This is a genomic window from Sphingomonas bacterium (assembly GCF_903644055.1).
Lineage (GTDB): Bacteria > Pseudomonadota > Alphaproteobacteria > Sphingomonadales > Sphingomonadaceae > Sphingomonas_I.
The window spans coordinates 1-6,417 of sequence record NZ_CAHJXD010000185.1 but is presented as its reverse complement, the minus strand read 5'-3'; the positions used below and the strand labels follow the sequence as shown (position 1 = coordinate 6,417).

Annotated in this window: 6 protein-coding genes; 3 read left to right on the top strand and 3 right to left on the bottom strand. The window is 68.8% G+C overall.

Annotated features, from left to right (window positions below; genetic code table 11):
• Positions 1–521: ATP12 family protein (locus HUU94_RS08145; RefSeq protein ID WP_174274589.1), on the top strand; the 521-nt coding region annotated here is incomplete at its 5' end.
• Positions 522–695: 174 nt separating this feature from the next.
• Here HUU94_RS08145 and trmFO read toward each other — a convergent pair.
• Positions 696–2,012 carry a methylenetetrahydrofolate--tRNA-(uracil(54)-C(5))-methyltransferase (FADH(2)-oxidizing) TrmFO gene (gene trmFO, locus HUU94_RS08140; protein ID WP_174274588.1) on the bottom strand — a complete coding sequence of 439 codons (1,317 nt, stop codon included), beginning with the start codon at positions 2,010–2,012 and terminating at the stop codon, positions 696–698.
• A 57-nt stretch (positions 2,013–2,069) separates the two neighbouring features.
• Here trmFO and HUU94_RS08135 point away from each other — a divergent pair, with 57 nt between their 5' ends.
• Both HUU94_RS08135 and HUU94_RS08130 read left to right on the top strand, forming a co-directional pair.
• Positions 2,070–2,852, top strand: coding sequence for an SPFH domain-containing protein (locus tag HUU94_RS08135; protein WP_254602052.1), 783 nt, complete (start codon positions 2,070–2,072; stop codon positions 2,850–2,852).
• Positions 2,853–3,210: 358 nt separating this feature from the next.
• Positions 3,211–3,642: a DUF488 domain-containing protein gene (locus tag HUU94_RS08130; protein WP_174274587.1), complete on the top strand. Its 432-nt coding sequence runs from the start codon at positions 3,211–3,213 to the stop codon at positions 3,640–3,642.
• Positions 3,643–3,781: 139 nt separating this feature from the next.
• On the opposite strand, the gene HUU94_RS08125 is transcribed toward HUU94_RS08130, so the two are convergent.
• Positions 3,782–4,126, bottom strand: a complete 345-nt coding sequence (locus HUU94_RS08125) for a DUF952 domain-containing protein (protein ID WP_174274586.1) — start codon at positions 4,124–4,126, stop codon at positions 3,782–3,784.
• 2 nt (positions 4,127–4,128) lie between these two features.
• The coding region (locus HUU94_RS08120; protein WP_174274585.1) for a DNA gyrase subunit A at positions 4,129–6,417 on the bottom strand (2,289 nt) is incomplete at its 5' end.

Here is a 6,417-nt window from a genome sequence, read left to right as displayed (position 1 = left end):
CGCGCGCGATGCCCTTCACCGGGCTCGCCAATGCGGCGATCGATCGCGTGATGCCCGACCCGGAGCGCTTCGCCGCGACGCTCGCGACTTATGCCGAAACCGACCTGCTCTGCTACCGCGCCGAGGCGCCCGCCGAACTGGTGGCGGCCGAGGCCGAAGCCTGGGAGCCGCTGCTCGGCTGGGCGCGCGAGCGCTACGACGTGCATTTCGAAATCGTCGGCGGGGTGGTCCATCGGCCCCAGCCAGCGGCGACGGTGGCGCGGCTCGGCGAAGCGCTCGGCGCGCGCGACGGCTTCGCGCTCGCGGCGATGAACCCGCTGGTGACGATCGGCGGCTCGCTGGTGGCCGCGCTAGCGGTGGCGGAGGGCGCGATCGAGGCGGAGGCGGCGTTTGCGGCGACGCATGTCGACGAGCTTTGGCAGGCGAAACGGTGGGGCGAGGATAAGCTCGCCGCGCAGGCGCGGGAGGCACGGCGGGGCGACTTTCTCGCGGCGGCGGCTTTTCTGGCGTTGCTGGAGTAGCGCTTCGATCGAGACGAAGATTCCGCTTGACAAAACGGAACAAATAAAGTACAGACCTCGTTCGATATTTCTTCGGAAGGAGGCGGTGCGATGGTCAGCGGAGCGATGGCGGCGCTCGTCCTGATGCTCGTCGCGGTCGCGCTGTCTTTCGCGTCCGGGGCGCGTCCTGGCGCTTCACGCGGCCTGCCATTCCCGCAGCGCGGCGCGCGCGCGGGCGGCCATCAGCGGCTTGCGATCGGCCTTCTTCGCCTTGCCCACGGTCTCGATCGGCGGGAACAGCCCGAAATTGACGTTCATCGGCTGATAGGTCTCGGCGTTGGCGCCGCCGGTGACATGGCCGAGCAGCGCGCCGAGCGCGGTTTCGGGCGGGGGCGGGGCGAGCGTCTCGCCCGCGAGCTCGGCCGCCGCAAAGCGCCCGGCGAGCAGGCCGATCGCCGCGCTCTCGACATAGCCCTCGCAGCCGGTGATCTGCCCGGCGAAGCGCAGCGCGGGGCGCGATTTCAGCCGCAGCGTCGGATCGAGCAGCTTGGGGCTTTGCAGGAAGGTGTTGCGGTGGAGGCCGCCGAGCCGTGCGAATTCGGCCTTCTCCAGCCCCGGGATCATCCGGAAGATGCGCACCTGCTCGGCATGCTTGAGCTTGGTCTGGAAGCCGACGATGTTCCACAGGGTGCCGAGCGCATTATCCTGCCGGAGCTGGACGACCGCATAGGGCCAGCGCCCGGTGCGCGGATCGTCGAGGCCGACGGGCTTCATCGGGCCGTAGCGGAGCGTATCGATCCCGCGCTCGGCCATCACCTCGACGGGCATGCAGCCCTCGAAATAGGGCGTGTCGCGCTCCCACTCCTTGAACGCCCCCTTCTCGCCGGCGAGCAGCGCGGCGTGGAAGGCGAGATATTCGTCCCGGTTCATCGGGCAGTTGATGTAATCGTGCCCATCCCCCTTGTTCCACCGCGACTGGAACCAGGCGACAGGCATCGCGATGCTGTCGCGGTGGACGATCGGCGCGATCGCATCGAAGAAGGCGAGCGCTTCCTCGCCGGTCTCGGCCTTGATCGCCTCGGCGAGCAGCGCGCCGGTCAGCGGCCCGGTGGCGATGATCGCGGGCCCTTGCGGCAGCGCATCGACGCGCTCGCGGACCAGATCGATCCGGGGGTGCGCCTCGATCGCGCGCGTCACCGCCTCGGCATAGCCCTCGCGGTCGACCGCCAGCGCCGATCCGGCGGGGACGCGATGTTCGTCCGCCATCGCGAGGATCAGCGAACCCAGCGCGCGCATCTCGGCATGGAGCAGGCCGACCGCGTTGCGATCGGGATCGTCGGAGCGAAAGCTGTTCGAGCAGACCAGCTCGGCGAGGCTGTCGGTCTGGTGCGCCGGCGTGCCCTCGATGCCGCGCATTTCCGACAGCCGCACCGAAAAGCCGCGCTCGGCGAGCTGCCACGCCGCTTCCGAACCGGCGAGGCCGCCGCCGACGATGTGAATCTGGTGCGTCATCGCGCGCCGCAGTAGAGGGGATCGCCGGGCTTTCCAAACCGGCGAAGGAGAGACGTGATGGTGCCGGCCCTGATGCACGCGCTGCCGATCGTCGGCGTGCCGCTGGCGATACTGCTCGTGCCCGCGGTGATCGCCGCGTTCAAATCGTTCGGGATGAACCAGGAATATGAGCGCGCGGTGCTGTTCCGGCTCGGGCGGCTGGGCGAGGCCAAGGGCCCCGGCTGGTTCTGGCTGATCCCCTTCATTGATCGCGTCGTGAAGGTCGACCTGCGCACCGTGACCCGCGTGCTCGACACGCAGGAGACGGTGACGCGCGACGGCGTGCCGGTGAAGGTCAATGCGGTGCTGTGGTTCCGCGCCAAGGATGCGACGCTCGTCACGACGACGGTGCAGGACTGGGGCAATGCGGTGATCCAGGCGGCGGAGACCGCGATGCGCGACGCGATCGGCCAGAGCGATCTCGATCAATTGCTCAAGGATCGCATCCTGATCAACCAGAGGTTGCAGGACATGCTGGCGCGCGCCTGCGATCATTGGGGCGTCGTGGTCGATTCGATCGAGATGAAGGATCTCGACATTCCCGAGCAGATGCAGCGCGCGATCGGCCGCGAGGCCGAGGCGGTGCGCGAGAAGCGCGCGCGGATCATCAAGGCCGAGGGCGAGAAGGAGGCGGCGCAGACGCTGGCGGACGCGGCGGCGACGATCGGCGGCACGCCCGGCGCGCTGGAGATGCGGCGGCTGCAGACGCTGACCGAGATCGGCGTCGAACATAACAGCACGATCATCGCGATGATGCCGGTGGAGCTGATCGAGGCGGCGAAGCGGATCGCGGAGAAATGATCCTTGCCCCTGGGGGGCTTGTCGCGCATGCGTCACCTCCGACTGGTTCGGTGCTTATCCCGCTCGAACATATACTCGTCACCCTGGCCTTGAGCCGGGGTCCCGCTGCTTGGCCGACGTCGAAGAAGAAGCGGGACCCCGGCTCAAGGCCGGGGTGACGTTCAGCTTGAACAGGACAGCCTCTGCGTCGGACGCGGCCAATGGTGCGGACGCGAGACGATCCTCCCCTGCAAGGGGAGGTGGCTGGCGAAGCCTGACGGAGGGGTGATGCGCTGTCGAGAGGGGGACACCCCTCCGTCAGCCCTGCGGGCTGCCACCTCCCCTTGCAGGGGAGGAGCTTGCTCGCCACTTGCTTGCCATGAAGCTTTTCACGATCGGTTATGAGAAGGCCACGCAGGCCGAAATTATCGCGACGCTTACGTCGGCGGGCGTCGAACGGCTGATCGACGTGCGCGCGGTGCCGCTGTCGCGCCGGCCCGGCTTCTCCAAGACGATTCTCGCGCGGGGGCTGGCGGAGGCGGGGATCGATTATGTCCACCTCCGGGCGCTCGGCACGCCCCCCGAGGGGCGCGAGGCGGCGCGCAAGGGCAGGCAGGAGATGCTGGAGCGCATCTATGCGGGGCAGTTGGAACTGCCCGAGGCGATGGCGCAGGCGGCGCGGATGCTCGATCTCGCGGCGGAGAAGCCTTCGGCCTTGCTGTGCTACGAGCGCGAGCCGGGGGGATGCCATCGCAGCCTGCTGATCCGCGCGGTCGCGCCCGAGGCGGAGGTGGTAGATCTGTACGTTTAGGTCTGTCCTGTTGACGTTATACTCTCGTCACCCCGGCCTGAGCCGGGGTCCCGCTGCCTGCCAACGTTGAAGAAGAAGCGGGACCCCGGCTCAAGGCCGGGGTGACGTTCAGCTTGAACAGGACAGCCTCTAAAGGTGGTCAGCCCGCGACGGGCAGCCTGATCGCGCCGTCGGGTTCGCGCTCCAGAGGACCGTAGGCGAGTATGGTTTCCAGCGTCAGCGCGCCGTAGAGATGGGGGAAGGATTGGCCGCCGCGCGAGGCTTCCCACTTCACCGCATCGCCCAGCGCTTCGAGGTCGACCGCCGCGACGTGCAGTCCGGTCTGCCCCGCGAAATGGCGGTCGATCGTCTCGGCGAGCTGGGCGGCGGTCGACAGGTGGACGTAGCCGTCTCCCAGATCGATCGGCGCGCCCCGGAAGCGGCCCTGCTCGAGCGCCGCCATCTGATCGGCGGTCAGCACCTTGTAGGCGATCGTCTCCGCCATGCTCATTCCGCCTCGCCGCCGTCGGCCAAGTCCTCGCCCGGCTCGGCATCGGGGATCGGATCGATCGCGGCGGCGGCGTCGCCCTCGGGCCGCAGATCGCCCTCGGCCTCCTCCTCGGCTTCCTCGATGCGCGCGGCGGCGACGACATGCTCGTCCTTGCCGACGTCGAACAGCCGCACGCCCGCCGATCCGCGCCCGATCACCCGCGTGTCGCCGACCGACATGCGGATCAGCTTGGCCTGATCGGTAACGAGCATCAACTGCTCGCCCGAATGCGCGGGGAAGCTGGCGACGACGGGGCCGTTGCGCGCGAGATTGTCGATATTGGTGATGCCCTGGCCGCCGCGCCCGATGCGGCGATATTCGTAAGCCGAGGAGCGCTTTCCGTAGCCGTTGGCGCAGACGGTGAGGATGAATTCCTCGGCTTCGGCAAACTCGGTCATACGCTCCGCTCCAAGCGATACTTCGCCGGCCTTGTCGTCCTTCCAGGGGGCGGCGCGCAGATAGGCCTCGCGCTCCTCGGTCGAGGCCGCGAAGCCGCGCAGGATCGAGAGCGAGATCACTTCGTCGCCGTCGGCCAGCCGCGCGCCGCGCACGCCCGAGGCGGTGCGGCTCTGGAATTCGCGGACGTCGGTCGCGGCGAAGCGGATCGCCTTGCCGCCGCGCGTGGCGAGCAGCACATCGTCCTCCTCGGTGAGCAGCGAGACGCCGATCAGCCGGTCGCTCGCATCCTCGCTGTCCTCATCGGTGCCGAAGCGCATCGCGATCTTGCCCGCGGTGCGGATGTTGGTGAAGGCGTCCATCGAATTGCGCCGCACCAGCCCCTTGGCGGTGGCGAAGAGGATGTGGAGCTTGCCCCACTCCGCCTCGTCCTCGGGCAGGGGCAGCACGGTCGAGATCGTCTCGCCGGGGGCCAGCGGGAGGAGGTTGACCATCGGGCGCCCCCTTGCCTGCGGCGCGCCTTCGGGCAGCTTCCACACCTTGAGGCGATAGACCTTGCCCGCGGTGGAGAAGAACAAAACCGGCGTGTGCGTGCTGGTGACGAACAGCTTGGTGACGGCATCCTCGTCCTTGGTCGCCATGCCGGAGCGGCCCTTGCCGCCGCGCGCCTGCGTGCGGAACGTATCGAGCGGGGTGCGCTTGATGTAGCCGCCGAGCGTGACCGTCACGACCATATCCTGCCGCTCGATCAGATCCTCGTCGTCGATATCGTCGCCGCCGGCGGCGATCTCGGTGCGGCGCGGCGTGGAGAAGGCGGCGTCGATCACGTCGAGCTCCGCGACCATCACCTCGTAGAGCCGCGCGCGGTTGGCGAGGATTTCGAGCAGCTCGGTGATCGAGGCGGCGAGCTGCTCGAGCTCGCCGCCGATCTCGTCGCGGCCGAGCGCGGTGAGGCTGGAGAGGCGCAGCGCGAGGATCGCGCGGACCTGCGCCTCGGTCATCGTATAGGTGTCGCCCTCGACGGCGGCGTCGAACGCCTCGACCAGCCGGATATAGGGCGCGATCTCGGCGATCGGCCAGCTTCGCGCCAGCAGCCGCTCGCGCGCCTGCGGCGGGCCGCTCGATCCCCGGATGATCCCGACGACCTCGTCGAGGTTCGATACCGCGAGCACGAGGCCGAGCAATATGTGCGCGCGATCGCGGGCCTTGAGCAATTCGAACTTCGAGCGGCGGGTGATGACCTCCTCGCGGAAGCGGACGAACGCCTCGATGATGTCGCGCAGCGTCAGCAGCTCGGGCCGGCCACCGCGCAACGCCAGCATGTTGGCCGGGAAGCTCGACTGCGCCTGCGTGTGCCGCCAGAGCTGGTTGAGCACGACCTCGGGCGTCGCGTCGCGCTTCAATTCGATGACGATGCGGACGCCGTGGCGGTTGCTCTCGTCGCGAATGTCCGAGACGCCCTCGATGCGCTTGTCCTTGGCGGCCTCGGCGATGCCCTCGACCAGCCCCGACTTGCCGACCTGATAGGGGATTTCGGTGAGCACGATCGAGCGGCGGTCGCCCCGCCCGGTCTCGATCTCGTGGCGCGATCGCATGATGATCGATCCGCGCCCGACGGTATAGGCGCTGCGCGCGCCGCCGCGCCCGAGGATCAGCGCGCCGGTGGGGAAATCGGGCGCGGGGACGATCTCGATCAGCTCTTCGTTGGTGATCCCGGCGCCGGAAAGACTTGCCGCGATATAGGCGCGGCAGGCGGCGAGCACCTCGCCGAGATTGTGCGGCGGGATGTTGGTCGCCATGCCGACCGCGATGCCGCCGGCGCCGTTGACCAGCAGGTTGGGGAAGCGCGC

Excerpts from the sequence above, each read along its gene's own strand:
- trmFO (WP_174274588.1), bottom strand. The coding sequence starts at position 2,012 with ATGACGCACCAGATTCACATCGTCGGCGGCGGCCTCGCCGGTTCGGAA.
- HUU94_RS08130 (WP_174274587.1), top strand. The coding sequence starts at position 3,211 with ATGAAGCTTTTCACGATCGGTTATGAGAAGGCCACGCAGGCCGAAATT.
- HUU94_RS08125 (WP_174274586.1), bottom strand. The coding sequence starts at position 4,126 with ATGGCGGAGACGATCGCCTACAAGGTGCTGACCGCCGATCAGATGGCG.
- HUU94_RS08135 (WP_254602052.1), top strand. The coding sequence starts at position 2,070 with ATGGTGCCGGCCCTGATGCACGCGCTGCCGATCGTCGGCGTGCCGCTG.